This window comes from Sphingomonas sp., assembly GCF_965227385.1.
GTDB lineage: Bacteria > Pseudomonadota > Alphaproteobacteria > Sphingomonadales > Sphingomonadaceae > Sphingomonas.
This window is the reverse complement of record NZ_OZ245750.1, coordinates 3,801,345-3,827,581: the sequence shown is the minus strand read 5'-3', so window position 1 is coordinate 3,827,581 and position 26,237 is coordinate 3,801,345. Positions and strand designations below refer to the sequence as shown.

26 protein-coding genes are annotated in these 26,237 nt (G+C 62.3%); 15 read left to right on the top strand and 11 right to left on the bottom strand.

From position 1 onward, the window contains the following. Positions 1-7: 7 nt before the first annotated feature. Genes ACO05N_RS18850 through ACO05N_RS18825 form a run of 6 tightly spaced genes read right to left on the bottom strand, consistent with a single transcriptional unit; the run spans position 8 to position 5,580 of the window. Positions 8-712 (bottom strand): TrbG/VirB9 family P-type conjugative transfer protein, encoded by a 705-nt coding sequence (locus tag ACO05N_RS18850; RefSeq protein WP_422058512.1) that lies wholly within the window; start codon positions 710-712, stop codon positions 8-10. After that, positions 709-1,467, bottom strand: coding sequence for a virB8 family protein (locus ACO05N_RS18845; RefSeq protein WP_422058511.1), 759 nt, complete (start codon positions 1,465-1,467; stop codon positions 709-711). Before ACO05N_RS18845 ends, ACO05N_RS18850 begins: the two co-directional genes overlap by 4 nt. Next, the gene (locus ACO05N_RS18840; protein ID WP_422058510.1) at positions 1,464-2,651 is read right to left on the bottom strand and encodes a type IV secretion system protein; all 1,188 of its coding nucleotides are present in this window, start codon (positions 2,649-2,651) and stop codon (positions 1,464-1,466) included. Before ACO05N_RS18840 ends, ACO05N_RS18845 begins: the two co-directional genes overlap by 4 nt. After that, a complete protein-coding gene (locus ACO05N_RS18835; RefSeq protein ID WP_422058509.1) occupies positions 2,648-5,020 on the bottom strand; it encodes a VirB4 family type IV secretion/conjugal transfer ATPase in 2,373 nt (790 codons plus the stop codon). Before ACO05N_RS18835 ends, ACO05N_RS18840 begins: the two co-directional genes overlap by 4 nt. After that, positions 4,999-5,283, bottom strand: coding sequence for a type IV secretion system protein VirB3 (locus ACO05N_RS18830; RefSeq protein ID WP_422058508.1), 285 nt, complete (start codon positions 5,281-5,283; stop codon positions 4,999-5,001). Before ACO05N_RS18830 ends, ACO05N_RS18835 begins: the two co-directional genes overlap by 22 nt. A gap of 3 nt (positions 5,284-5,286) precedes the next feature. Continuing rightward, entirely contained in the window at positions 5,287-5,580 is a 294-nt protein-coding gene (locus ACO05N_RS18825) for a TrbC/VirB2 family protein (protein WP_422058507.1), read from the bottom strand. 75 nt (positions 5,581-5,655) lie between these two features. Here ACO05N_RS18825 and ACO05N_RS18820 point away from each other — a divergent pair, with 75 nt between their 5' ends. The 8 genes from ACO05N_RS18820 (at position 5,656) to ACO05N_RS18785 (ending at position 15,631) form a co-directional block, all read left to right on the top strand. Further along, positions 5,656-6,054: a hypothetical protein gene (locus ACO05N_RS18820; protein WP_422058506.1), complete on the top strand. Its 399-nt coding sequence runs from the start codon at positions 5,656-5,658 to the stop codon at positions 6,052-6,054. Positions 6,055-6,089: 35 nt separating this feature from the next. Continuing rightward, a complete protein-coding gene (locus ACO05N_RS18815; RefSeq protein ID WP_422058505.1) occupies positions 6,090-7,985 on the top strand; it encodes a hypothetical protein in 1,896 nt (631 codons plus the stop codon). 23 nt (positions 7,986-8,008) lie between these two features. Then, complete coding sequence (locus ACO05N_RS18810; RefSeq protein ID WP_422058504.1) at positions 8,009-10,621, top strand: RHS repeat-associated core domain-containing protein; 2,613 nt, start codon at positions 8,009-8,011, stop codon at positions 10,619-10,621. Positions 10,622-10,647: 26 nt separating this feature from the next. After that, the gene (locus ACO05N_RS18805; protein WP_422058503.1) at positions 10,648-11,067 is read left to right on the top strand and encodes a hypothetical protein; all 420 of its coding nucleotides are present in this window, start codon (positions 10,648-10,650) and stop codon (positions 11,065-11,067) included. Positions 11,068-11,214: 147 nt separating this feature from the next. After that, positions 11,215-13,740, top strand: coding sequence for an RHS repeat-associated core domain-containing protein (locus ACO05N_RS18800; RefSeq protein ID WP_422058502.1), 2,526 nt, complete (start codon positions 11,215-11,217; stop codon positions 13,738-13,740). Further along, positions 13,737-14,249, top strand: coding sequence for a hypothetical protein (locus tag ACO05N_RS18795; protein WP_422058501.1), 513 nt, complete (start codon positions 13,737-13,739; stop codon positions 14,247-14,249). Before ACO05N_RS18800 ends, ACO05N_RS18795 begins: the two co-directional genes overlap by 4 nt. A gap of 247 nt (positions 14,250-14,496) precedes the next feature. Then, positions 14,497-14,913 (top strand): transposase, encoded by a 417-nt coding sequence (locus tag ACO05N_RS18790; protein ID WP_422058500.1) that lies wholly within the window; start codon positions 14,497-14,499, stop codon positions 14,911-14,913. Between the two features lie 358 nt (positions 14,914-15,271). Then, on the top strand, positions 15,272-15,631 hold the full coding sequence (locus ACO05N_RS18785; protein ID WP_422058499.1) for a hypothetical protein: 360 nt from the start codon (positions 15,272-15,274) through the stop codon (positions 15,629-15,631). A 46-nt stretch (positions 15,632-15,677) separates the two neighbouring features. Here the strand turns inward: ACO05N_RS18785 and ACO05N_RS18780 are convergent, their stop codons facing one another. The 5 genes from ACO05N_RS18780 to ACO05N_RS18760 form a co-directional block, all read right to left on the bottom strand. Beyond that, positions 15,678-15,869, bottom strand: a complete 192-nt coding sequence (locus ACO05N_RS18780; protein WP_422058498.1) for a helix-turn-helix transcriptional regulator — start codon at positions 15,867-15,869, stop codon at positions 15,678-15,680. A 116-nt stretch (positions 15,870-15,985) separates the two neighbouring features. Further along, positions 15,986-16,324, bottom strand: coding sequence for a DUF3768 domain-containing protein (locus ACO05N_RS18775; RefSeq protein WP_422058497.1), 339 nt, complete (start codon positions 16,322-16,324; stop codon positions 15,986-15,988). Between the two features lie 167 nt (positions 16,325-16,491). Then, positions 16,492-17,604, bottom strand: coding sequence for an integrase arm-type DNA-binding domain-containing protein (locus ACO05N_RS18770; protein ID WP_422058496.1), 1,113 nt, complete (start codon positions 17,602-17,604; stop codon positions 16,492-16,494). A gap of 470 nt (positions 17,605-18,074) precedes the next feature. After that, positions 18,075-19,016, bottom strand: coding sequence for a 3-keto-disaccharide hydrolase (locus tag ACO05N_RS18765; RefSeq protein WP_422058495.1), 942 nt, complete (start codon positions 19,014-19,016; stop codon positions 18,075-18,077). A gap of 23 nt (positions 19,017-19,039) precedes the next feature. Continuing rightward, positions 19,040-20,194 (bottom strand): Gfo/Idh/MocA family protein, encoded by a 1,155-nt coding sequence (locus ACO05N_RS18760; RefSeq protein ID WP_422058494.1) that lies wholly within the window; start codon positions 20,192-20,194, stop codon positions 19,040-19,042. A 122-nt stretch (positions 20,195-20,316) separates the two neighbouring features. On the opposite strand from ACO05N_RS18760, the gene ACO05N_RS18755 reads away from it, so the two are divergent. Genes ACO05N_RS18755 through ACO05N_RS18725 form a run of 7 tightly spaced genes read left to right on the top strand, consistent with a single transcriptional unit; the run spans position 20,317 to position 26,234 of the window. Then, positions 20,317-20,709 carry a c-type cytochrome gene (locus ACO05N_RS18755; RefSeq protein WP_422058493.1) on the top strand — a complete coding sequence of 131 codons (393 nt, stop codon included), beginning with the start codon at positions 20,317-20,319 and terminating at the stop codon, positions 20,707-20,709. A 22-nt stretch (positions 20,710-20,731) separates the two neighbouring features. Further along, positions 20,732-21,775 carry a sugar phosphate isomerase/epimerase family protein gene (locus tag ACO05N_RS18750; RefSeq protein WP_422058492.1) on the top strand — a complete coding sequence of 348 codons (1,044 nt, stop codon included), beginning with the start codon at positions 20,732-20,734 and terminating at the stop codon, positions 21,773-21,775. Positions 21,776-21,798: 23 nt separating this feature from the next. Next, complete coding sequence (locus tag ACO05N_RS18745) at positions 21,799-23,100, top strand: MFS transporter (RefSeq protein ID WP_422058491.1); 1,302 nt, start codon at positions 21,799-21,801, stop codon at positions 23,098-23,100. Between the two features lie 56 nt (positions 23,101-23,156). Beyond that, the gene (locus ACO05N_RS18740; RefSeq protein ID WP_422058490.1) at positions 23,157-24,005 is read left to right on the top strand and encodes a hydroxypyruvate isomerase family protein; all 849 of its coding nucleotides are present in this window, start codon (positions 23,157-23,159) and stop codon (positions 24,003-24,005) included. A gap of 11 nt (positions 24,006-24,016) precedes the next feature. Then, positions 24,017-24,841, top strand: coding sequence for a 3-keto-disaccharide hydrolase (locus ACO05N_RS18735; RefSeq protein ID WP_422058489.1), 825 nt, complete (start codon positions 24,017-24,019; stop codon positions 24,839-24,841). Then, positions 24,838-25,398 carry a gluconate 2-dehydrogenase subunit 3 family protein gene (locus tag ACO05N_RS18730; protein WP_422058488.1) on the top strand — a complete coding sequence of 187 codons (561 nt, stop codon included), beginning with the start codon at positions 24,838-24,840 and terminating at the stop codon, positions 25,396-25,398. Before ACO05N_RS18735 ends, ACO05N_RS18730 begins: the two co-directional genes overlap by 4 nt. Then, entirely contained in the window at positions 25,395-26,234 is an 840-nt protein-coding gene (locus tag ACO05N_RS18725; RefSeq protein ID WP_422058487.1) for a sugar phosphate isomerase/epimerase family protein, read from the top strand. The genes ACO05N_RS18730 and ACO05N_RS18725 overlap by 4 nt, the downstream gene beginning before the upstream one ends. The last annotated feature ends 3 nt before the right edge of the window (positions 26,235-26,237 follow it).

The following is a 26,237-nucleotide window of genomic DNA, read 5'->3' as shown; positions in this document are numbered from 1 at the left end:
GGGGCGCTCATGGCTTGGCCTTCCGCACAATCCGCGTCGCGCGGGCGGAGCGTCGATCGATCCGGAACACCAGTTGCTTCGCAACCCCGTCGATGACGTAGAGTCCGTCCTGCACAACGCCGTTCACCAGCGCCTCATGCCCCTGATCGTTGATCGCATAGACCGCCGGCATCGCGACGTTCACGGGCCATTCGATATAGGTCTTGAGGCCATCGTCGCTGAGCGCCGAGGGGCGCAGCTTGCGATCGCCGCTGATGCGGTAGAGCGTCTCGACGGCGGCTGTGGTCGCCTTGGCTTCGCCGCCCGCTGCGGGAGTCGTCGGATAGGAGAACCGCACGCTGAACGCCATCATCGGGGATGGCCCCGGCAGCGGCTGGAGGTCGAACGCATAGCTGCGGACATCCGTCACCACCGTCATGTTGGTCGAAACCCCGGGCTGGATCGGCTTGATGAACAGATGATCGCCTCGCTTGGTGGTCGATACCATCCACGCGCCGCTGTCGCCGACTCCGACGCTCTCGATCCGTTCGTCGGGTGCGAATTCGAGGCTGAGCTGATAGCCCGGCGCGACCTCAAGCGTGACGACCCGATCGGTTCGGTACTCGACGATCTGGAGACGGGAGTCGGCGCCTGCAGGTTGTGGGCGATATTGTGCGGCTGCGGGCGATACGTCTGCGAGCGTGAGGATCGCGAGCAAGACGGCGCGCTTCACGGCTGCGCTCCGGTAATGGGCGTTACGCTGGCTTCCGGTGCCGGTGCCGGTGCCGGTGCCGGTGCGACCGGTCGCGGCAGCGCCTCGGCATCGCGCCGATAGCGTGTCACCTGGAAGCCGAGCGGATTGATATAGCGGTCCTCGACCCGCATCGGCTCGCCCGAATAGCGGAAGCGGATCACCGCGACCCAAGAACCGATCGGACGCGCCTGCCCGCCCTGGTCGGTGCGACGGGTTTCGAAGCGGACCATCGCCGCGTCGGGACCGATCGGCGACACGCTTTTGACTTCGGTCTCGATCATGGTCGAGCGCGGATATCGGTTGAGCGGCGCATCCGGGAAGGACGGCTGCATCGAGGCGATGTAGCGACTGCGCGCGCTGTCGGCCGACCAGAGTGCGACCTTGCGATAGTTGGACTGCAGTGCATTGATGTCGAAGCTCTCGCGGGCAATCACATATTGGACGAGAAACGACTGGGTCAGCGCCCTGTCCGGCGTGATCTCTGCAGCCTGCAATGGCTTGAGCGCCTGCACTGCACCGGTCTGCTTGTCGACCATCAGCGTATAGGGCTCGACCGTTTTGAGCGGGGTGAGCACCATGAGGGCGATCGCCTCGCACATCGCGACCACCGCGAGCACCGCGGCGACGATCCATGCGGTACGCCGTGAGCTACGCAGCGCCGCATTCTGGTCCTGCGCCCAGCTGGTCGCCGCCTTGAAATAGGCGGGGCTTGCCGTGGAATGGTCGGGCTTCATCGTTGGTCTCTCCGTCCGGCGCTTGCCGAAACGCGGCTGGTGGCGCGGCGCCGGAACGTGTGTCCGAGCGGGGTTGGCGGGGGCGGGGCGGTATCACGGGTCGCCGCTTCGATCGGCACGCGGCTCGCACCTGCAATGGCCGCGGCTGGAGCCTGCTCCTCGCGACGTTGGGAAGTGGCCACCGCATCGGAGATCGCGATGGCGCGCGAGCGGGCGACGACGGGTTCGCTCCTGCCTTCGGCGTCGGGACGGGCTTCGCCGGTGGTTTTTGGGGCGGCACCCGCGCGGCTCGCGGTCCAGGTCAGGATCGTGCCCAGCCGGAGCCCCATCGCCACGCGCGCCAGCGCGAAGAGCATCGCCCCGAGAACAGCTGCGAAGGTGGCGGTCGTGACGAGCAGCTCGACCGGCGCATTGGGCACTGAAATCCGCGCCGCCCGCGCGGCGAGGATGTTCGAAAGCCAGGTTTCGAGGATGGCGAGCTCGATGCCGAGCACGATCGCGACCCCAAGCGTCCCGAGCGCTGCGCCGAGGAGTGCGCGCAGCCACCCCTCAAACAGTCCCCGTGTCCCCTCGAATAGCAGAAAGGCCACGAAGAACGGCGCGAGCGCGAGCAACAGGCCGGCAAGGATCCGGACCGATGCAAATGCGCCGACAATGCCGGCAAGGTAGAAGATGCGCGCCAGCGCCAGCGCGTCGAACCCGGGAAGCACCGGAGGCGTGCGCTGCGCGGCCTGTTCGGTCGTCTGCGGGAAACCCGCGCCGTTGACTGCGAGCGACATGAGCATGCGGTCGGTATACTCCAGCCGCGCGACCATACCGCCCTGCGCACCCGGGAGCCCCGCCGGGCCACCGATGGATGCGGTGAGTTCGGCGGGACCCTTGAACACGCTGTTATAAACCAGCGTCTGATAGGGCGGCCAGCTGGTCGCCAGCATCAGCACGATGCCGATCTTGACGAACGCCATCACGCCTTCGCGCACGCTCGGCACATGCCCCAGCATCATGCGATAGCCGAACAGCGCGACGAATATGGTCAGCAGTACGGCGAGAATGATCGAGAAGGTCGAGCCCGGTGCCGCGAGCGCTTGATAACCGGCTGCCCCCAATTGCTGCGCCTGGCAGTCCACGAACGCAAGGATCGCGCTCACATAACCGCCATCGATCGGGACCGAGGGACAGATCATGCCAGCTCCAGCAGCTTGGGCATCCAGTCTGCCGGATCGTCCCCAGTGGTGATGCGCAGTTCGTCGAGCAGGCGCACGGTGCGCTCACGCCCCGACAGGATCGTCAGCAGATCGCGCTCACCGGTCAGGTTGAGCCGCGCGACGACGCTGTGATTGCCATGCTTGATCAGGAAGCAATGCGCATTGTCGGGCAGGTTGCGGACCAGTTCGAACTCGTGTTCGCTGAGACCAAAGCCCTCGATGTAGTCGACCGCGCGCGCCTTGGGATTGGCCATGAAGATTTGGGTAGCGGCCTGTTCGATGATCGCGCTGGCGATCCGGCTTTCGAGCGCGTCCTGCGCGCTTTGCGTGGCAAAGCCGACAATCCCGTTGCGCTTGCGGATGGTCTTTTCCCAATCCTTGATGCGCCGCATGAACACCTCGTCGTCGAGCGCCTTCCAGCCTTCATCGACGACGATGATCGCCGGACTGCCGTCGAGACGTTCCTCGACCCGATGGAACAGGTACATCATCGCGGGCGAGCGCAGTGCCGGGTCATCGAGGATCTGCGTCATGTCGAACCCGGCGGTGTCGATTGCGAGGTCGGTCAGATCCTCTTCATTGTCGAACAGCCAGGCGCGCTCACCTTCGCCCCACCAAGGGCGCAGCCGCGACCACAGGTCCGCCGAATGCGGGCGATGCCCGCCCCGGAACAGCTCGACCAGATAGGCAAGCCGGCGATCCTCGGCAGGCTGGCGGTAGTTGGTGTCGACCGCGTCCTTGATCAGTGCGACTTCATCGGTGTCCGCGCCGCCCGCCAGCACCGATATCCAGTCGATCAGGAACTGGCGATTGGCGGGTGTGTCCTCCAGCAGCAGCGGGTTGAGCCCCGACGGCGTGCCGGGCCGCAGAACATCATAGCGCCCGCCGATCGCGCGGATGAACAGTTCCGCGCCGCGATCCTTGTCGAAGAAGATGATGCGCGGCTGAAACTTGCGCGCTTGGGCGAGCAGGAAGTTGAGCACTACCGTCTTGCCTGAGCCCGACGGACCGATGACGGTGAAGTTGCCGAGGTCGGCCTGGTGGAAGTTGAAGAAATAGGGGCCGGCGGCGGTGGTCTCGAGCAACGACACCGCTTCGCCCCAGTGATTGCCGCGCGCCTGACCCAGCGGGAAATTATGGCTGCTCGCAAGCCCCGCGAAATTGCGCGTCGAGACTAGGCCACGCCGCGCGATATATTTGAAATTGCCGGGGAACTGCCCCCAGAAGGCGGGTTCAAGCGCGAGATTCTCGCGCACCGCGACCGCGCCAAGGTCGGCGAGCGCGGCCTGCACCTCGGCGATGCCGGCGTCGACTTCCACCGGGGTCGCGCCGCGCACCGCGATCGTCAAATGATGTTCGCCAAACCCCGCGCGGCCTGCCGCCACGTCGTCTTTGGCGTTGGACAGCTCGGCGCGGAGACTGAGCGCCTCGTCCTCTGCCGAGCGCATCCGGCGCAACGCGAGGTTCATGCGCGATAGCGCGGCCTGCCGGTCAACGAAGCCGAAGCTCTGCGAGATCGTGATCTCGTATGGCAGGCGCAGCAGGTCGTCGAACATGCCCGAGCCGGTGTGGCCGGGATAATCCTTGAGCGACACCAGTCCCAGATAGCTGGTCCGGTGGGCGCCTTCCGCGCCCAGTTCGACGAGTTCCTGTCCGAAGCTGATCCGGCGCCAGGGCAGATAATGGCCGATATCCGCCTCGGGCAGGAACATCGGGCGCATGTCGCCATTGAACAGATTGGCGAGAAACTCGATCGGCTCCGAGCAATCGCCGTGCTTGGTTGCGTAGGTTGTGAGCAGGCGCGGCTCGTAGCTGCCAAGCGCGGCCATCAGCGCTTCGCGTCCTGCGTCCAGTTCGCGCAGCTCATAGGATTCCGATGCTGCCTGATCGAGTCCAGCGTTGCCGAGCCAGCCGCGCACCCGGTCAAGTACACCGATCCGTCCCGGCATCGGGCGCCGTATCAGCGTCAGGAACAGGTCGTTCACATAAAGCTGCTTGGTCGCTAGCCGTGCGCGCCAGCGTTCGTCGAGCTGCTGCGAGAAGCCGTCGGGAAACTGTGAGGCAAGTTCCGCGTCGACGCGGCGGCGAACGACATGGTGGTAGAGCGCGAACCGCGAAGTACCGACCGCCTGCAGCATCGCGTCGCGCAGTCGCTTGCGATAGTCGAGCTCATCGGTGTCCGCCGTTTCGAAATGCAGGCCGCGCAGGTGGATCATCTGCATCAGCAAGCCATCGCGGGTCCGCAGCGTATGCGGATTGACGTGCGCGGCGTAGGGCAGATGCTCCCCCGCCGCCTTCTCGCGCGCGATCACCTTGGGATCGCTGGTCAGGGGCGGTAGGAATTGCATCGCCAGATCGCATGGTTGCGGACCCGTGGGCAGCGCCCGACACGAGTCAGCCAGAGGTCGAAGAAGCGCGGCTCGCGCAGGCAGGCGAGCACACCAATTGCATGGACGACGAGAGCAAGCAGGACCACCCAGGCCGATCGGAAAACCAGGAACAACTCGGTCGAGATCACCGCATTGGTGACGAACCACGTATAGGTGACGCCAGCAAACATCTGTGGACGCGTTAGCGCGACGAACACCGTATCCCGTTCAAGGCCCTGCACCGATCAGCCGCCTAGCGACGCGGTCGACTGGATGCCCGCTACGATGCTCGCAGCGCCAAACAGGATGAAGCAGCCGAGGATGACCGTCGCGCCATAGCGCCAGTTGATCCGACCGGTGAGCATCATGAGACCTACGACCGCCACGGCTATTACGGCAACAACAGTCGCAACCGTGCCGAGCAGGGTGCCTTGAAGCCACTGCACCGCCGACACCAGGACACCAGAGCCAGCCGGATCGCCGAGCGTGTCCTGCGCTGCTGCTGCGGATGCACAGAATATCGCCGCGGACAGCACCAAGCTAGCCGCTGAAGCCCGAAAAACTGTCACAAATGCCCCCTTACCCGAATCGGGTTGACCAGGGATTCTGTAGCCTTGAGCAACATTTGCCAACCGCAAAACGAGTTCTCTGGCTCCCTCAAAATCAATTTTGTCACGGTCGATTTTCCCGATTGTGTTCGTTTCGGGTATGTGCGTACTTCCCGTAACTGGAAAGATGGAACGGGGGCCATGGGGAAGAATCGCGCGCTGTTGTTGGGGGCTTCAACACTCGCCTGCATTTGGGTGGCCGCATCCAATGCGGAAACCATCACCTACGGCTATGACGCATTAGGCCGATTGCGCACTTCGGCTGTATCGGGCGGTCCCGATAACGGAACGAGCACCGCAATTTGCTACGACGCGGCCAGTAACCGCGAGCGCTATATCACGAACAAGGCTGGGCCGGCCGTCTGCACGCCCGCACCTACACCTACCCCAACTCCGGCACCTTGATCGGTTGACGAATAGTTCGTGGGATGGAGGGTGTGATGGGTTTGGGTAAATTGGTTCACGGTTGGAAGGCAGTGTTGCGGGTCGTTCCCCTCTTCGCCTTTGTCGCTGCGAGTGCAGCCATTGGGCAGAGCGGCATTGTGGGGCCAGTTCCGATCGATCGCTTTACGCTCAGCCCCGGCGGCGTCGATCTGCGCTCCGGCGTTTTCACATATAGCCACACTGATTTGAGCATTGGCGCGAGCGGAACGTCGAGCGGAATCTCGCTTGTCAGGTCCACGGACAATGGCAAACCGCATGTCGAGCGGTTTGCCCAATTTTCCCACAACTGGGAAATTTTCGTCTACGACTCGTTCGTGACCGGTGGCGGCCTTAAGGTAGGCGGATCTGGGCCCATTCAGATTTCGGTCACAGCCCAAGGGAGGTCGATGTCGTTTCGATCAGATCTCCCGCGAAATTATTACGGGGACCTGGGGCCTCCGATCAACCCATCGAATGCGAAGATATCGCGTGTCCAGTCAGGAACGTCATACTATTATTTATACACGGCGCCTGATGGCACAGTAATTACGTTCAACCCGATGACATCGGCACGTTGTAATCAGGATAATGGCAATTGCGCCTATGCGAGCCAGATGGTTCTGCCAGATGGCACGCGATATGACTTCAGTTATGATAATATTGGAACGATCAACTCGCGGTTGCGACAGGTGGTTGCTAGCACCGGCTTCGCTTTGATTTTCGAGTATACGACTTCCGGATCGCAACCTTACATATCCAAGGCGTGCGCGCTGAACCTAGCTGTGGTATCGTTGCCCTCCGGGTACACCTGTCCTACTGGCGCAATGTCGGCGAGTTACGCCTATTCCGGCAATTTCATGACGCAAATGACAGACCCGTCTGGCACCGTATGGAACTTTGGTAATACATATGTAGACGGATCGAGCGATTATACGCTTTCATTTTATAAGCCAGGAAGCGCCACACCATATTTGGTGAACACGTACCAGCAAAATTACGCAGACTGGTACTTCCGTGTTGTTAAGAGGCAGGTTTTTTCGCCTGGAGCGACCTACGACTATTCGTACAATGTTATTTCGCAAGGGGATTTCAACCCAGGCTCAGATGACGTGGCGGGCGGTAGCTACACGTACGAGGGAAAAAGTGTTTCTGCGAGCTACGGGGGGTATAGACCCCCAAAACTATACCCAGATAAAACGACATATATCACTCCGAAGCCTGAACGGCTCGTAGATGAGCTTGGTCGTGTCTATACGGGCGATTATTGCATGCCCTATCCGAACGGACAGGGATGTCGCCCTACAGCCCTGCAGGTCCTGACTGATCCTAGTGGTATAAAGACCTATTACAGCTACGACAGCAAACTGAACGTCACTCAAGTAGTGACCAAGGCGAAACCCGGCAGCGGCCTCGCCGATATCGTCCAATCTGCAACCTATAGCTGCTTGAATTTAAAGGCGTGCGCCAAACCGACGTCGGTTACCGACGCCAACGGCAATGTAACGACGACCACTTACAGCCCGGATCATGGGAGCGTGCTGACGCAGACGCTGCCAGCGGTGAACGGCATCAACCCGGTTACCCGCTACGCTTATGCGCAGCATTATGCCTGGCTGAAGGCGACGGGCAGCGGATATGTGCAGGCGGCGACGCCCGTGTGGCTGCTGAGCGAGGAGCGGACGTGCAAGGCTACGGCCACGGTTGGCAACGCCTGTGCCGGCGGAGCGGCCGATGAGGTCGTCACCACCTACGAATATCAGGTCGGGAGCGCGTCCGTGGGCAGCAATTTGTTGCTGAAGAGCAAGGTGGTCACCGCCGATGGGGTCTCGCTCCGCACCTGCTTCGGCTATGATGCGCTGGGACGCAAGATCAGTGAGACCGCGCCGCGCGCCGGTTTGACGAGCTGTCCGTGAGGGAGGGGGCGATGAGAGCAGCCATGCGCAACATTCTCCCCGCGCTAGCGCTGGGCCTGGCGATCTGTCCTGCGACCGCCTTCGCGCAAACGCCGCCCGCTTTTACCAGCGCGACGCGCTACGATGCGACCGGACAGGTGACCGGCACGATCGCACCCGATCCTGACGGCGCCGGCGGCAATCCGCGTCCGGCGGTGCGCAACACCTATGATGCCGCCGGCAACCTGATCAAGGTCGAGACTGGCGGCCTCGCGGAGTGGCAGGGCGAGTCGATTGCGCCGGCGAGCTGGAGTGGCTTCTCGATCCATATGGTCGTGGAGACGACCTATGACGGAATGGGTCGCAAACTGCGCCAGACCACCAGGGACGCCAGCCTGGTGGCGCAGGCGGTGAGGCAGTTCAGCTATGACAGCCTTGGTCGACTGGAGTGCCAGGCAGTTCGGATGAACCCGGCCGCGTTCGGATCGCTGCCGGCGAGTGCCTGTGCGCTGGGAACAGAAGGCACCCAAGGCCCAGACCGGATCACGCGCAATTTTTACGACGCGGCGGGGCAGCTGATCAAGGTTCAGCAGGGCGTCGGGACGAGCGTCCAGATCGACTATGCCCGGTATGAATACTCCGCCAACGGCAAGCGTACGGCGGTGATCGACGCCAACGGCAATCGCGCGGAGATGACCTATGACGGCCATGATCGTCAGGCGCGCTGGATCTTCCCGTCGAAGACCACGGTCGGCGCGGTCGATGCGAGCGACTATGAAGAATATGCCTATGATCCGAACGGCAACCGCACATCGCTGAGAAAGCGCGACGGGCAGGTGATCGGCTACAGCTATGACGCGCTCAATCGGGTCACGGTCAAGGATCTGCCGGGTACGACGGCGGCGGATGTCTATTATGGATATGATCTACGCGGGCTGCAGCTTTATGCGCGCTTCGGCTCGACCGGCGGTCAAGGCATCACCAATGTCTATGACGGGCTGGGGCGACTGAGCTCCAGCACCACCGATCAGGGCGGAACGTCGCGAACGCTGGCATATGAATGGGATGCCGGCGGCAACCGAACGCGGGTGACCCACCCCGATGGTGTGTATTTTACGTCCACCTATGACGGCCTGGATCGCCTGACCGCCATTCTGGAGGGCGGAACTACGCAGGTCGCCGCGATCAGCTATGACAGCCAAGGTCGGCGCTCCGGCAGCACGCGCGGGAGTGTTGTCAGCAGCTATGGGTATGACGGGCTTTCACGCCTCAATAGCCTGACGGACAATCTGGCCGGCACTGCGAACGATGTCACGCTGTCCTTCACTCACAACCCGGCAAGCCAGATCGTTACCCGCGGACGCAGCAACGATGCCTATCGGTTCACCGGCTATGTCAATGTCGATCGCACCTATGCGGTCAACGGGCTCAACCAGTATACGACCGCAGGCTCTGCGACCTTCTGCCACGACGCGAACGGCAACCTGACGCTCGATGGCGCCAGCGCGTACAAATATGATGTCGAGAACCGCTTCATCGAGAAGCGCGCGCAGGTCGATGGCACCTGCCCGACGGTCAATTACACCGGCGTGGCGCAGGCCACGATGGCTTACGATCCGATGGGGCGCCTTTATGAGACGACCGATGGCGGCACAGGCATCACCCGGTTCGTATATGACGGCGATGAACTGACGCTGGAGCTGGACGGCAGTGGCGCGGTCCTTCGGCGTTACGTCCACGGCACGGGCGATGACGACCCCTTGCTGTGGTACGAGGGCAATGTGGTCTCAAGCGCGACGCGGCGGAGCCTGCAGTCGGATCATCAAGGCTCGATCGTGTCGGTGGCGGACAGCACCGGAGCCTTGCTCGGTATCCGGGCCTATGACGAATATGGGATTCCGTCGGGCGGGCCTGCCAATCTGCGGTTCCAGTATACCGGACAGGCGTGGATCCCCGAGCTTGGGATGTACCACTACAAGGCGCGGATCTATTCGCCGACGCTCGGGCGGTTCCTGCAGGTCGATCCCATCGGGTATGACGATCAGGTCAATCTCTATGCTTACGTGGGGAATGACCCCGTGAACAAGACAGATCCAACTGGGTTGTATCAATGTACCGGCACTAGAATATGTGGATCATTCAATAAAGAACAGGTTAAAGCGATTAACGTTCTTGAAGGGGTGCGGAAGGATTTAATCAGTATGCGAGATGCTGTTCGAGCAGGAAAACCCATTCCCAAATCGGCATCGGGCGTCGCCGATCGTATGGAAAAATTTATAGGCAAGGGTAGCTCCCGTAACGAGAGGATGTTGGGTTATGTCGCAGCGAGAGCTACCCGAGCGCTTGCTGGGCTTAGGAGTAATAAGCAAGCTAATATTGATCCGAGCTACAATGCAAGGCGTGGTACGGCCGCGTCTGGTATGATTACCGTTGGTCCTACGACTAGAGCGTCTACTATTATTCACGAGGCTCTTCATGAAACCTCACGAAATTCATGGATCCGTTTGGATGGAAGGGGGCCTGCGGTTACGGATAGTGGTTTTGGAGGATTCCCTCAGGACACGGCCGTCGAAGCGATGCAGCACGCGCAAAAGGGTACGTCGCTTTTCAATGCGAATGCACTAACTAGAACTTTCATCGAGATGGACGACGAATGAGACGGGCCCCCTGGCATGCGCTGCTATTGATCGCTATGCTCTTGGTATCTGGTTGTGGAGATAAGGAGCGTAAAAGCTCGGTCAATGGTTTTTCCGATGAAAACATCGAATTACTGAGTTATAATTTTTCAAACCGCTATTGCATTCCGATGTCCGATTTGGAAGGAAATCTCTACCTACGACTTCCGGATGATGTGAAATTAGTAGGTGGATCGGCGATTGTGCAAGGAAGATCTGATCACGTGCTGCCGGGAAATGGAACGATTGATTTTCGCGTGGTTGAAAAGGGTGAAGCAATACTTCCGCTGAAAAAAGTAGATGGCAATGATAAATATGTTGTAAGACTTTTTAACTGCGAATCTCTTTTTTCAGAACGAAATTCTAGTCCAAAGATTGTTTATATTGCCTTGGACCGGATGGTTGTAAAAAATATATCCGACCAATGAGATCTCCATTCGGAGGGGGCGATGAGAGCAGCCACGCGCGACATCCTTCCCGCGCTAGCGCTGGGCCTGGCGATCTGTCCTGCGACCGCGTTCGCACAAACGCCGCCCGCTTTTACCAGCGCAACGCGTTACGATGCGACCGGACAGGTGACCGGCACGATCGCACCCGATCCTGACGGCGCTGGCGGCAACCCGCGTCCGGCGGTACGCAACACCTATGACGCTGCTGGCAACCTGATCAAGGTCGAGACTGGCGGCCTCGCGGACTGGCAGAATGAGTCGATTGCGCCAGCGAGCTGGAGTGGCTTCTCGATCCATATGGTCGTGGAGACGACCTATGACGGGATGGGCCGCAAACTGAGCCAGATGACCAGGGACGCCAGCCTGGTGGCCCAGGCGGTGACGCAGTTCAGCTATGACAGCCTTGGTCGACTGGAGTGCCAGGCCGTTCGGATGAACCCGGCCGCGTTCGGATCGCTGCCGGCGAGTGCTTGTACGCTGGGAACAGAAGGCACTCAGGGCCCGGACCGGATCACGCGCAACTTCTACGATGCCGCGGGGCAGCTGATCAAGGTTCAGCAGGGCGTCGCGACGAGCGTCCAGATTGACTATGCCCGGTATGAATACTCCGCCAACGGCAAGCGTACGGCGGTGATCGACGCCAACGGCAATCGCGCGGAAATGACCTATGACGGCCATGATCGTCAGGCGCGCTGGATCTTCCCGTCGAAGACCACGGTCGGCGCGGTCAATGCGAGCGACTATGAAGAATATGCCTATGATCCGAACGGCAACCGCACATCGCTGAGAAAGCGCGACGGGCAGGTGATCGGCTACAGCTATGACGCGCTCAATCGGGTCACGGTCAAGGATCTGCCGGGTACGACGGCGGCGGATGTCTATTATGGATATGATCTACGCGGGCTGCAGCTTTATGCGCGCTTCGGCTCGACCGGCGGTCAAGGCATCACCAATGTTTATGACGGGTTGGGGCGACTGAGCTCCAGCACCACCGATCAGGGCGGAACGTCGCGAACGCTGGCATATGAATGGGATGCCGGCGGCAACCGAACGCGGGTCACCCACCCCGATGGTGTGTATTTTACCTCCACCTATGACGGCCTGAATCGCCTGACCGCCATTCTGGAGAACGGAACTACGGAGGTCGCCGCGATCAGCTACGACAGCCAGGGGCGGCGTTCCGGCAGCACGCGCGGGGGTGTTGTCAGCAGCTATGGGTATGACGGGCTTTCACGCCTCAATAGCCTGACGGACAATCTGGCCGGCACCGCGAACGATGTCACGCTGTCCTTCACTCACAACCCGGCAAGTCAGATCGTCACGCGTGGACGCAGCAACGATGCCTATCGGTTCACCGGCTATGTGAATGTCGATCGCACCTATGCGGTCAACGGGCTCAACCAGTATACGACCGCAGGGTCTGCGACCTTCTGCCACGACGCGAACGGCAACCTGACGCTCGATGGCGCCAGCGCGTACAAATATGATGTGGAGAACCGCTTCATCGAGAAGCGCGCGCAGGTCGATGGTACCTGCCCGACGGTCAATTACACCGGCGTGGTGCAAGCCACGATGGCTTACGACCCGATGGGGCGGCTCTATGAGACGACCGATGGCGGCGCAGGCATCACCCGGTTCGTCTATGACGGCGACGAGCTCACGCTGGAGCTGGACGGCAGCGGCGCGGTCCTTCGGCGTTATGTCCACGGCACGGGTGAGGACGACCCCTTGCTGTGGTATGAGGGCAACGCGGTCTCGAGCGCGACCCGGCGGAGCCTGCAGGCCGATCATCAAGGCTCGATCGTGTCGGTGGCGGACAGCACCGGCGCCCCGCTCGGCATCCGGGCCTATGACGAATATGGGATTCCGTCAGGCGGGCCCGCCAATCTGAGGTTTCAATATACCGGCCAGGCGTGGATCCCTGAGCTGGGGATGTATCACTACAAGGCGCGCATCTACTCGCCGACGCTGGGGCGGTTCCTCCAGGTCGACCCGATCGGGTATGACGACCAAGTGAATCTTTATGCCTATGTCTGGAATGATCCAGTGAACGGTCGTGATCCTACAGGTAAAAATTGTGTAGATCCAAAGTCGCAAACATGCGGTCAGCGGCAACAGGGGCCAGACGTCAGAGGAACCGGGTACTTTATTCGGAAGTCTGAGGCGCGTACAAAGGGCGTGAGAAGCTCTGGTAATGCTCCGTCGCGCGGAACCCAGGAAGGCAGTGCTGCTGCGAAAGGTATCGGTAAGGCAGCAGACGTTACGCAAGCTGTCGCCAAAGCGGGATCCGACAGTCTCGACGATGGGTCAGGATCCCTTGCGCGCGCGTTCCGTGGGGCAGGGAAGGCTGCGGGCGTCGTTGGTCCGGCCGCAACCTTCGTAGATCAAACGGCGCAGGGCAAGGATGTTGCCGCGGCTGCCGCCAATACAGGCGGTCAAACCCTAGTGAATGGACTTGTGGCAACCGTAGGATACGCTGTAGGGGCGGCGTTGCACCGATCGCCGGGGGGCGGGGCGGTGGGGGCTATTACCTTCAGTCAAATAAGCGACGCACTTGGCTTCACGGCGGGTGCAGGTACCATCGCTGAATCCATGTTGCCGCCCCCGAGCCTCCTTGAAGGCTGTACAATGTGCCAGGAGCCAGTACCGTGATTATCAGCGACGGAAGAAAAATTGAGATTTCAAGAATTTCATGGTTAAGATTGACGTGCGTCGTCATTCTTCCGTACATCACAATGCTTATTGGTGGATTGCTTTTGTCGGGTATGTCGCTCGTTGAAATATTTTCGGTTGAAAATTTGATCAAAGAGACACGGTATCGTCCCTATAATGAGGTGTCTGTGCCGTTGGTTTTGTTTGGTCTCGCAGTTCCTTTTTTTATTATTATAGTTGTCATTAAAAATGGAGGTTCGGCGGTATGGATAAGTAAGGGGAAATTATATGGAGGTTTTGTAAAATCGGTTCCGATAAATGATCTGGACTTTTGCGATGTTCGTGTTCATAGTTCTAATTTTGGGCGCGATCTCCTTATTATGAACAAGGCGTTGGATTTCTATGAATGTTTCAACGTAACTTTTGCTTTAGAAGATGCGGATTTGATCATCGCTAAACTGAAAGAGTGTTCGCAATTTCAGGACGGGTTTCGGCCGCATAATACGTAAATTTTTAGACAATAAGGAAGCCATCAATACCTCGGGCCATACCTGAAAACCCAGAAGTTCGGAGGTAAAACGGAATTCACCGTGGAATTCCGGGCAAGTTCCGGGGACACAATACCTAATTGTCCTCAGTTCGAGACCCGGATATGGCGATCGCATCGGGAATTCCGGGGCACAATGCCAAATTGCCATCCGCAACTGTGATACCCTCGGCCCATGGTCCGTCTCGCTCGTCTCGTCCTCCCCGGCATTGCGCACCACGCCACCCAGCGCGGCAATCGCCGCCTGCCGGTGTTTTTTCGATGACGACGACCGCCGCGCCTATCTCGATCTGATTGCAAAGGGCGCGCGCGCCAGCGGGACGCGATGTCTCGCCTGGTGCCTGATGGACAATCACGTCCACCTCATTCTCGTTCCCTCCAGTAGCGACGGGCTGCGTGCTATGCTGGGCGAGGCGCACCGGCGTTACACTCGCATGGTCAATTTCCGCGAAGGCTGGCGCGGCTTCCTGTTTCAGGGGCGTTTTGCCAGCTATCCGATGGACGACGCGTATCTGGTGGCGGCGATCCGCTATGTCGAAACAACCCGGTTGCGGCGGGGATGGTCGAACGGCCCCGATCAATGGCTGTGGTCGAGCGCGCGCAGCCACCTGGCGGGCAAGCGCTAGGCCGACGACCCGCGGACCGACCTGCGCGCTCTGTCGGCGCATATCCGCACTTGGCGCAGCTATTGGCAGCACGGCGTTGACCTGTCCGACGCTAGCCCCAAAGCGCAAGCCGTCATCGAAGCAATCGAGGCGCATCTCCGTACCGGTCGCCCGCTCGGTGACGTGGACTGGATCGCCGATCAGGAACACTGCACCGGGCTCACCCTGGCCAAGCAAAAGCCGGGGCCGAATCGGAGGGGCGAGAATTAGATTTTGTGTGTACGAACGATGCGCGATGAGGTCCTTCAAGGTCTGCTGCACATTTGGCGCATGATGTTAGCCTGGGCGTACCTACGGCTATCAACACTTAGGATTGAACATGGCAAAGAACGGTTTCGTGAACCTGTGGACAACCGGACCAATCGATTACTGGTCTGGAATGGTCGATCTTAGAAAGTTCCAAGCACGCGATTTCGCGATGGAATTTGAAGATGCCGATGAGTTTGAGGCGGAAGTGAATGGCTTCTTCGAAAAAGCGAAGAAGCTGGCGCTCAAGGCGGGATGGGCAGGCGATATTTCGCAGGGTCCGTTTCTCGGTGCCATCCCGAACGCTGACAGTGCGCCGCAACTGATCATCGCCTGGAAGCAAAGCAACAACGGTTCGTGCTTCATCGCCTCTAACGGCATGCTCGTCGGGAATGGGTTTGGCGGCGTACCTGTCGAGCAAGGCAAATATTGATTTGAAAAAGGGTCGGCGGTCATCCCGCCGACCCTAAGTAGCTCCGTCAGGAGCCGGATGCCTCGCGTCGGGCGATGCGTTCGCGAAGCCAGTCCTCTATTTCCGTTTCCACCCACCCGACCCGTCCGACACCAAGACGCACCCGCTTGGGGAATTGTCCGGCAGCTTCAAGGCGGGCGATGTGCGCGGGGCTGTAGAGAACCCGGTCGCGAACGTCCTTCTTCGATAGCAGTCTCATTGTCGCTAACTCCCGTATGGGAGCGTCGCGACGCTCAGGTTTGCGCCTAAGCACGCGGAATGTACCACGAAGTTGTTGGCGTGGACGAGAGGCTGCAACCAATAGAAAAGCTGGCCTCAATATTCTGAGGCCAGCAAAATTGTCATCACCCGGCGGGTAAGCTGTTCGTTCGCGGGATCAGGCGAGCCGAACTTTAATCGCAGGTCGTAATAGTCGATCTTCCAGTAGAGCTTATGGCCAGCCAGCGTGAATGATCCGAAGTCGTGTTCGCCGTATGGATCGTTGTACGGTGTGAAGGCGTCAAACTGCGTCGTCAGTTGGATCGCCAGCACGACTGCCGCCTCTCCAAGGCTTTGAACGCCCGCCGTAACCAGCCAATTCCCGGCCATGGGACCGCTCATACGAAACCGATCATTTAGCTGTCTGATCGCCTCGCGCTTTGCCTTCTCGTCCATGATTGACTCCCGTGACATTCGGGAGCGCCCGGCCAGTCCAGGCGCTCCCCAAGCCACGGGAGCGAGTGATGTAGAGCCGACGCTGATCGCGTTCTTGCGTTCAGCGTACCCTGAAGGCAGACCGCGCGCCTGTGGAAAACTTGAGCGGCCCGGAGCCTCCGACCCAGCTACACAGACACGAGCCGAGCAATGAATTCCTCGTATCGCGCCAGCGCGTCCCGCTTTTCGTCCAGGCGGTCATACCGATCGTATATCTCGTCGAGGACGGGCGGCGCGTGGTTGATGAGGACTTCGCACACTTCGCGCGGAACGCGCAGCCGGGCCATGTTCGAGCGGAAGGTGCGGCGGATATCGCGCAGCGTCCAACCGCTGGTTTTCGTCTCTTCCTGTATCTCGTCCAGTATGCGGTTAAGGCTCGACGGGTTGAGCGCCTTTTTATTCGTGTGGCGACCGGGGAAATAGAAGTCGCCATCGTAGGGGCGTTCGGCGAGCACGGATTGCGCAAGCGGCAAGAGCGGAATGCCATGATCGCGCCCATTCTTGGTGTGCGCGCCGGGAATGGTGAGTACGTCGTCTGACACCCAATCACGGCGGAGGACGCACGTTTCCTCGTTGCGAGTTCCCCAGAGGATCATAAGGCGAATAACGAGGCGTGAGCTGCTTCCTGCGGCGTTCCAGACGGACCTCAGTTCGTCATCGGTCAGGACGCGCGTACCTTTGCGATCCTTGCCGGGCGGGGCGTACCCCTCCATCGGCGAGCGCTGAATGTAGCGGTGCGGGGAGCGGGTGCACCACGTGAAGAAGGTCCGCGCCACCCGATAGACGTGAAGCTGCATGCTCGGCGTCGATGCGAGTTTGTCGAGCACGCGACGGATGTCGCCGTCAGTGATCTCCGCGACCTGCTTGTGCTCGATGCTCCTCAAGTGCTTTTTGAGGATGAGTTCGACCTTGTGCGCCCAGCTACTCGTTGAGGCGGGGTCGTAGTGGTGGGTGAGGAATTCGTCGCGGGCGTCCCGGATCGTCTTGCTGGCAGGCTTGGAATCGCTTGTGGGGGCGGCAAGGAGCCGCTTCGCTTCCGCTCGCGCGTCCGCGAGCGACATGTCGCCATACTTGCCGATCGAGATGCGCTCACGGGTGCGCCCGCGCATCACAGTCCATGTCTTTGATCGCTTGCCGACCCGGACGCCGAAACCGGGCGTCGTCGTGTCCCAAAAGGTAGTGTTCGTATCCGACCCTTTGAGCGCCTTGACCGACAAGTCCGTCAGATGAAGATTTGGCACGTTCTGTCTCCGATTTGTCTCCGCAATGTGAGGCGTAGGAGCGAGAAAGAATGTGCCAGATGAGAAGGTCAAATGCACGTAAGTTTTTGACTTACTTGCATTTTGAGAAGCTATGAGAATGCTTGCGCAGCTGTGCAGAATGCTTGGGAAGCTCCTGCTCTACCATTGAGCTACACCCGCAGTCTCGGAGCCTTAATGTCACCGTCGCTTCGCGCTGCGGCTCTGTTGTGGCTCCGTGCAGGACAGCCTCTATCCACATGTTGGCCAGGGGCGCAACCCTGTTTGCGCAGGCAGCGTTGCCGGTCGGTCGACGCGGCGGATGGGCCGGCGGCTGACAGTCTGCTCCCGGCAACGGCGACGCTGAGGCTGCCCATGCCGTTTTTGGAGGGGGATCGCTTCATTCCCGCTGTGCGTCGCTCCGTATCGGGGCAGCCGCGCTTAGAAGATCGCCCCTCCCGCGCCCGGCGCTGCTATTCGGCAACGATCCGCGGCATGCTGGCGATCGGTTCGATCGTGATGTTGCGGAACCAGGTCTCGGCGCCTTCGGACTGGAGCTGAATGCGGCCATGTGTCAGCGGCCGGCGCGTGCCGTCTGGCGCGATCACGGCCATGTCTCGCACCTGTGCCACCGGGACGCCGTTCACGACATGCACCGCGCGGTCGCCGAGGACGTATAGGTCGAGCGTGTTCCACTGTCGCACAGGCCGTTCCGCATCTCGCGCCGCCTCGACATTCCAGGTGGGGGTGCCGTTGACCATATCCACTTCCTGCCCGCCAAGCTGAAAGCGCAAATGCGGTTCGATCAACCGCGCGTCATGGGCGACGGTGGTGCGACCCCGGACATTCCGGCCGACGGCGACGAGCATCCCGGTCGAGCCGCGCATGATCTCAAACTCCATCGAGGGGGACCATGTGCCGAATACGGCACCAGGCGCTCCATGCGTATGATACAGAAGCCCATTGTTCTGCGGCAGCGTTTCGCGCGGTGCGTAAGTCTTCTCGCCCCATCTGAACTCAAGGCGCAGATGATAGTCGCGCAGGTCTTCGCGATGGACCAGGCTGCCCCAGGTTTCGCCCTTGATCCAGATTGCCGGTGCGCCGTCGATCATCCGCACCGCGAAATCGCCGCTGCGGTCGCGGGCGGTGCCGATCGGCGACTGGCCGGGATCATCGCGATAGGTGACGGCGGGATCGGGGTAGCCAAGCCAGCTGTCCCAATCGCCAAGATCGCGGCCGTTGAACAGGTTGCGGGCCGGACCGGTCGGGGTTGGCAGATCGACCAGCCGCAATCGCTGCGGCATGGCGACGCGGCCGGCGCTGACGGCGCGGGCCCGGTCGAGCGAGGTCATGTCGGGCGCGCTTGCGGGCGCAGGCGTCTGGACGCACGCCCCACACAGCAGGGCAAGTGCCACGATCGGAGCCTTCGATCCCACGGTTACGCTCCCCACTTTGCCAAACGCGTCCACTTCTCTGCGCCGACGCTGTTCTCGATCATGGCTTCGACGAAGGTCATGGTGCGCAGGCCGTCGCCGACACCCGGGAATCCGTCCGGCGCTCCACCACGGACCGCCCGCCCGAAGCTGCGATACAGATTGGCGAAGGCCTCGATATAGCCCTCGGGATGCCCCGCCGGCGTGCGCAGCATCGCCTGGGTCGAGGGGGCGAGGCCCGGGCCGCCCGCACGGACGATCTCGGCGGGGCGATCGAGCCAGCGCAGCGTGAGCGTGTTGGGCTCCATCTGCGACCAGTCCAGTCCTCCGTGCTCGCCGTGAATGCGCAGGCGCAGGCCATTCTCGTCGCCCGCCGCGACCTGGCTGGCCTTGAGCACGCCGCGCGCGCCGCCCTCCAGCCGCAGCAGCGCGGCGACATCGTCGTCGAGCCGGCGGTCGGGGACATGCGTCGTCAGATCGGCGCTGAGTTCCTCCACCGCGAGGCCCGAGACATGCTCGGCCAGATGGAAAGCATGGGTGCCGATGTCGCCCAGACACCCGCCAAGCCCGGCACGGGCGGGATCGGTGCGCCACTCCGCTTGCTTGTTGCCTTCGCGATCCAGCGGCCCGCTCAGCCAGCCCTGCGAATATTCGACCTGTACCAGCCGGATCGTGCCGAAATCGCCGCGCGCCACGCGCACGCGGGCCTCTTCGACCAGCGGATAACCGCTATAGGTAAAGGTCAGCCCATAGAGCCGACCGCTACGCTCCACCGCCGCCGCAATTGCGCGCGATTCGGCCACGTTCAGCGCCATCGGCTTGTCCGACATGACATGGAATCCGGCGTCGAGCGCCGCGATCGCCGCCGGGGCATGGAGATGGTTGGGTGTGACGATCGACACGAGCTGCATCCGCTCACCCTCGGGCAGTGCGCGTTCGCCCGCGAGCATCGCGTCGAGCGTGGGATAGCTGCGCGCCGGATCGAGGCCGAGCGCTGCACCGCTGCGTCGACTGCGCTCTGCGTCGCTGCTGAACGCCCCGCACACCAGCGCATAGTCGCCATCCAGTGCCGCCGCCATGCGATGCACCGCGCCGATGAACGCACCTTCGCCGCCACCGACCATGCCATAGCGAATGCGTTGATGTCCGCCCGTCTCCATTGCGCCTCTCCTAATTATCTAATTCCGCTCGGCCCGGTCCGGCAGGGTTGCGTTCCGCGCCGCCATCCGCTTAGATGCTGTCAACGATGTCAGCCCGAAGGTTGGCACAGTCGGAGGGGATTGTGAAAGCACTCATCGCATTGCCCTTCGTGGCATCGCTCCTCGGTGTGGTAGCGCTAACGGCGGGAACGCCCGATGTCGATGCACGCCAGACCCAGGATCCGGGCGCGCAGGCATTCGCCGCGTGTCGCGCGTGCCATACGCTGCCTGCAGGCGGGAAAAGCGTGATGGGTCCCAATCTCAACAAGCTGTTCGGCCGCAAGGCCGGGACCGCGCCGGGGTTTGCCTATAGCCCCGCGCTCAAGGCGTCCGGCATCGTGTGGGATGCAAAGACGCTCGACGCGTATCTCGCCGCGCCAACCAAGGTCGTGCCGGGGACGCGCATGGTGGTGAAGGTGCCCGATCCGGCACGCCGGGCCGCGCTGATCGCGTATCTGAAAGCCGAAACGAAATAGCTCTGGTCTGCGGAGGGGTAGCATGAAGGGTCCGGCGGTCTTCCTCGCACAGTTCATGGGCGACGCGGCACCTTTTGATACGCTGCCCTCGGCCGCGCGCTGGATGGCGGACGCTGGCTATGTCGGGGTGCAGATTCCGACCTGGGACAGCCGCTGCATCGACTTGGCGCTGGCGGCAGAGAGCCAGGATTATTGCGACGAACTGGCCGGCATCTGCCGCGAGGCGGGGGTCGAGATCACCGAGCTATCGACGCATCTGCAGGGCCAGCTCGTCGCGGTGCACCCGGCCTATGACGTGGCGTTCGACGCGTTTGCGCCCAATGGGCTGAAGGGCAAACCGGCCGAGCGTCAGGCCTGGGCGGTCGAGCAACTCCATCTGGCGGCCAAGGCGAGCCGGCGGCTGGGGCTCAACGCGCATGCGACCTTTTCCGGGGCGCTCGCCTGGCCCTATCTCTATCCCTGGCCGCAGCGGCCGGCGGGGCTGGTTGAGGAAGCGTTCGGCGAACTGGCAAAGCGCTGGCGCCCGATCCTCGACGCGTTCGATGAACAGGGCGTCGATGTTGCCTACGAAATCCATCCGGGCGAAGACCTGCATGACGGCGTCACGTTCGAGCGGTTCCTGGCGGGCGTGGACAGTCATCCGCGCGCCAACATCCTCTACGACCCCAGCCATTATGTGCTGCAGGCGCTCGATTATCTGAGCTTCATCGACATCTATCACGAGCGCATCCGGATGTTCCACGTCAAGGATGCCGAGCTCAATCCGAACGGGCGCTCGGGCGTCTATGGCGGGTTTCAGGATTGGGTGGATCGCCCCGGCCGCTTCCGTTCGCTCGGCGATGGGCAGGTCGATTTCGGCGGCATCTTCTCGAAGCTCACCCAGTACGGATATTCCGGCTGGGCCGTGCTTGAATGGGAATGCTGCCTGAAGCATCCCGAGGACGGCGCGCGCGAGGGCGCGCCGTTCATCGCCGCGCACATGATCCGCAAGGCCGACAAGGCATTCGACGATTTCGCCGGGGGCAGCAACCCAGCACTCAACCGCGCGATGCTGGGTCTGAAATAGAAACTGAAAGGGGGAGGGCGGCGATGGCCGAGACATATCACAAGGGGCGGCTGTTCTGGCTGGGCATCCTCGCTTTGTTCACCGCGGCGGCGGGGCTGGCGATCCGCGGGGCGATCGCGAGCGGATTGAAGGCCGAATGGATCGATCCGATCGCGCCGTTGCAGGCGGGTGAGCTGATCGCCGCCGCGCTCGGTGCCGCGTTCCTCAGCTTCGCGATCACGTTGTTTGTCGCCAGCGCATTTCTTGACCAGATCGGCATGAAGCGGTGTCTGGTCGCGGCGGGCCTGTGCTTCTTCGCCGGGCCGCTGCTGATCGTCACGGCGGGCCAGATCGCGAGTGGGATGACCATCTACACGATCGTGTGGGTCGGTATGCTGCTGAGCGGGATCGGCTGGGGCCTGACCGAGGCGGCGATCAACCCGCTGACGACGCAGCTGTATCCCGATGACGCGACCCACCGGCTCAACGTGCTCCACGCCTGGTTCCCCGGCGGCATCATCATCGGCGGCCTTGCCGGGTTCTTCCTGTCGGCAACCTTGCCGTGGCAGGGGATCATGGCGCTCGTGATGGTGCCCGCAGTCGCGACGATCCTGCTCGCTGCGACCACCAGCTTCCCGCCGCCGCTGCGCAGCGAGAGCGGCGTGAGCTTTGGCCAGATGATCGGCGAGGTGTTCCGCCGCCCCAGCTTCTTCATCTGGTTCGGCGCGATGTTCCTGACCGCTGCCTCCGAACTGGCGCCCGGCCAGTGGATCGACGTCGCGCTGTCCAACCGCGTTGGGATGCGCGGCATCCTGCTGCTGGTGTACGTCAACGCGCTGATGTTCGTGTTCCGCCATTTCGCGGGGCGGCTGGCCAACAAGATTTCCAACCCCGGTCTGCTGTGGGTGTCGAGCCTGCTCGCCGGGATCGGGTTGTTCATGCTGTCGCAGGCACAGACGCCGGTTGCCGCGATCATCGCCTCGACCGTCTGGGGCCTGGGCGTGTGCGTGATGTGGCCGACGATGCTTGCCTCGGTCGCCGAGCGCTATCCGCGCGGCGGGGCGTGGGCGATGGGGCTGGTCGGATCGGCGGGCGCGCTCGCCAGCTTCTTCGTGCTGCCGCAGCTCGGCGCGATGTTCGATCAGGCCAAGATCGAATTTGCGGGCGGGCCGGAGGCGTTCGCCGCGCTGACCGGCGCGGCCAAGCTGGCGGTCGAGGATGCTGCGGCGTCGGTCTCGTTCCAGAAGCTGGCGATCATGCCTGCGGTCCTGCTGGTTGTGTTCGGCTTCATCTGGCTGCGGGAGCGCGGCCGATCCCGCGCGCAGCTGGCGGGCGAAGCGGCGTGAGGGTCTCGCGGCGCTCCATCCTTGCCGCCGGTGCCGCTACGGCGGGCGCTGCGGCAATGCCGAGCGCCGCGATGCAATCGAACGCACCGCGCTTCTCGCTCGGCTTCGCGCCGCATGAGGGCAGCTTCGCCAGCCGGGGCAACCGCCTCGAGCAGATCGCCTATGCCGCCGATCAGGGCTTCACCGCCTGGGAGGATAATGAGGCCGCCGGTCGGCCGGTCGAGGAGCAAGTGGCGATGGCGCGGGCGCTGCAGCAGCGCGGCATGACGATGGGCGTGTTCGTCGCGTCGATGCCCAAATGGGCGCAGTCGCGACCCGTGCTCGGCGCCGATGGCGATGGCGACCGTGACCTGTTTCTTGCCGATATCCGGGCGTCGATCGACGTCGCCAAGCGCCTCAATGCCAAGTGGATGACCGTGGTCCCCGGTTTTCTCGACCGTCGCGTGCCGGTCGACATCCAGACGGGCCGGGTAATCGACACGATGCGCCGCGCCGCCGACATCGTCGCCCCGCATGGGCTGGTGATGGTGATGGAGCCGCTCAACACCCTGGTCGATCATCCCGGCATGTTCCTGCAAACCGTGCCGCAGGGCTATGCCCTCGCGCGCGGGGTCGACAGTCCGGCGGTAAAGATCCTCGCCGACCTCTATCACGAACAGATCCAGGCAGGGCATCTGATCCGCACGCTGGACAGCTGCTGGAGCGAGATCGCCTATCTCCAGTTCGGCGACAATCCGGGCCGCAAGGAGCCGGGCACCGGCGAGATCAACTATGCCAACATCGTCCGCTGGCTGCGCGCGAAAACGTTCGGGGGCGTGATCGGCATGGAGCACGGCAATTCGGTCGAAGGGCGTGCGGGCGAGGAGCGCCTGCTCGCCGCCTATCGCGCGATCGACGCGGCATGAAGGGGAAGCGCGTGAAACTGACTCTGCCCATCGCGGCGCTGGCATTGGCTGCAGCGAGCGGCTCGGCGCCCGCGCAGGAAAAGCCGGGCTTCCGCGACACCCCCGTGATCCCCGGCACCAGCTGGAAAGTGCATGACGCGGATCGTCCGCATCCCACTATCGTGACCCCCGCCGCTCAGCCCGGCGGCGCGCCGTCCGACGCGGTCGTGCTATTCAACGGCAGCTCGCTCGAAGCGTGGCAGCCGCAGCACACGCCGTGGACGGTTGCCGATGGTGCCGTCACCTCGCGTCCGCGCGCCGGCGGCGGGGGCGAGAATGCGCTGATCAGCAAGCAGAGCTTCGGCGACGTCCAGCTGCACCTCGAATTCCGCTCGCCAAACCCGCCTGAGCATAGTTCTCAGGATCGCGGCAACAGCGGCATCTGGTTCATGCAGCGCTACGAGATCCAGATCCTCGACGGCTACAACAACCCGACCTATGCCGACGGCACGGTCGGCGCGATCTATGGCAGCACGCCGCCGCTGGTGAACGCGTCGCGCGCGCCCGGCGAATGGCAGAGCTATGACATCGTGTTCGAACGCCCGCGCTTCGCCGCCGACGGAAAGCTGCTGCGCCCGGCCTATATCACCGCCTTCCTGAACGGCGTGCTGGTGCAGAACCGCCAGCCCTGGCGCGGTACGACGGTGTGGCGGCAAGTCGCCAAATATCAGGCGCATGGCGACGCCGCGCCGATCCAGCTTCAGGATCACAATTCGCCGGTATCGTTCCGCAACATCTGGGTGCGCCCGCTCCCCGAAGCTGCGGCGAGCCACGACCATCACGGGGAGGGGAAATGAGACTCGACCGACGCGACGTACTCGCCGGGATCGCGGCGATGTTCGGCACCGCGGTGTTCGCACCGATCGCGCGTGCGGCATCGGCGCAGATGACCCCGATCAGCGATGGCCCGCCCAGCACCCCGGTGTTCACCGCGCAGCAGCGCGCGCTGATGAGCGCGCTCAGCGACCGCATCATGCCGACGACCGACACGCCGGGCGCGATTGCTGCGGGCGTGCCGGAGTTCATCGAAAAGATGCTCGCGGACTGGGCGGTCCCCGACGAGCGCAAAGTCATCGTCGCCGGGCTCGACGCGATCGAAGCGCGCAGCCAGGCCGATTTCCAGATCGCGGCCGTCAACGCCACACCCGAGCAGCAGGACGCGCTGATCACGCTGGCGATGGAGGACAAGATCCCCGACGGCCTGAGCTTCTTCACCAAGTTCCGCCAGCTCGTCATCACCGGCTATTTCACGTCCGAAATCGGCATCACGCAGGAGCGCGATTATCTGCCGGTGCCGGGCCGCTATGACGGCGCATATCCCTATTCCCCCGGCACGAAGGTATTTTCGTCATGATGATCGACCGACGCCAATGGCTGGCGGGCGGCGCTGCACTCGCGACCGGCTTCGCGGCTGCGCCATTGATGGCCCGCGCAACGGCGCGATCCATCGGCCTGCAGCTTTATACCGTCCGCGAACTGTTCGCGGCCGATCCGATCGCTACGCTCGAGAAGGTCGCGGCGATCGGCTATCGCGAGGTCGAATATGGCGGTGGCGGCTATGACAGGATGGACCATGCCGCGCTGCGCAAGGCGATGGACCGGCTCGGCCTGAAATGCCCGTCGATCCATGTCGGCTATGAGGCGCTGGCCGCTGATCTGGGCGCCGTGGTCCGGATGGCGAAGACGCTGGGCGCCGACACGATCGTCCTGCCCTGGCTGACCCCGCCGATGCGCGACCCGCAGGTGTTTCAGCGCGCGGTCGGCGACTTCAACCGCTGGGCGGCGCAGCTCAAGCAGGCCGGGCTCGGCTTTGCCTATCACAATCACGATTTCGAATTCACCGTGAAGGCCCCTGACGGGCGCAGTCTGTTCGACCTGCTGGTCGCGGACGGCGATCCGGCTTTGGTCAAGATCGAGCTCGACCTGTTCTGGGCCGTCGCCGCGAGAGAGGACGTGAAGGCGGTGATCAAGGGCCTGCCGGGTCGCATCTATGCGTATCACGTCAAGGATCGCGCCGCCGACGGCCGGATGGTCAGGGTGGGGGCGGGGGTGATCGATTTCGCCGACATCTTTGCGCTGAACAGCCAAGCCGGCGTCCAGCATCTTTATGTCGAGAATGATCAGGCGCCCGCGCCGTATCTGCCCGATATCAAGGCCAGTTTCGACCATCTGCGCCGGATCGGCGTGTAACCG

Coding starts and splice junctions, on each gene's coding strand:
- ACO05N_RS18780 (WP_422058498.1), bottom strand. CDS start 15,869: ATGAGACTGCTATCGAAGAAGGACGTTCGCGACCGGGTTCTCTACAGC.
- ACO05N_RS18740 (WP_422058490.1), top strand. CDS start 23,157: ATGCCGAGCGCCGCGATGCAATCGAACGCACCGCGCTTCTCGCTCGGC.
- ACO05N_RS18750 (WP_422058492.1), top strand. CDS start 20,732: ATGAAGGGTCCGGCGGTCTTCCTCGCACAGTTCATGGGCGACGCGGCA.
- ACO05N_RS18845 (WP_422058511.1), bottom strand. CDS start 1,467: ATGAAGCCCGACCATTCCACGGCAAGCCCCGCCTATTTCAAGGCGGCG.
- ACO05N_RS18835 (WP_422058509.1), bottom strand. CDS start 5,020: ATGCAATTCCTACCGCCCCTGACCAGCGATCCCAAGGTGATCGCGCGC.
- ACO05N_RS18810 (WP_422058504.1), top strand. CDS start 8,009: ATGCGCAACATTCTCCCCGCGCTAGCGCTGGGCCTGGCGATCTGTCCT.
- ACO05N_RS18815 (WP_422058505.1), top strand. CDS start 6,090: ATGGGTTTGGGTAAATTGGTTCACGGTTGGAAGGCAGTGTTGCGGGTC.
- ACO05N_RS18760 (WP_422058494.1), bottom strand. CDS start 20,194: ATGGAGACGGGCGGACATCAACGCATTCGCTATGGCATGGTCGGTGGC.
- ACO05N_RS18725 (WP_422058487.1), top strand. CDS start 25,395: ATGATGATCGACCGACGCCAATGGCTGGCGGGCGGCGCTGCACTCGCG.
- ACO05N_RS18785 (WP_422058499.1), top strand. CDS start 15,272: ATGGCAAAGAACGGTTTCGTGAACCTGTGGACAACCGGACCAATCGAT.
- ACO05N_RS18775 (WP_422058497.1), bottom strand. CDS start 16,324: ATGGACGAGAAGGCAAAGCGCGAGGCGATCAGACAGCTAAATGATCGG.
- ACO05N_RS18745 (WP_422058491.1), top strand. CDS start 21,799: ATGGCCGAGACATATCACAAGGGGCGGCTGTTCTGGCTGGGCATCCTC.
- ACO05N_RS18730 (WP_422058488.1), top strand. CDS start 24,838: ATGAGACTCGACCGACGCGACGTACTCGCCGGGATCGCGGCGATGTTC.
- ACO05N_RS18840 (WP_422058510.1), bottom strand. CDS start 2,651: ATGATCTGTCCCTCGGTCCCGATCGATGGCGGTTATGTGAGCGCGATC.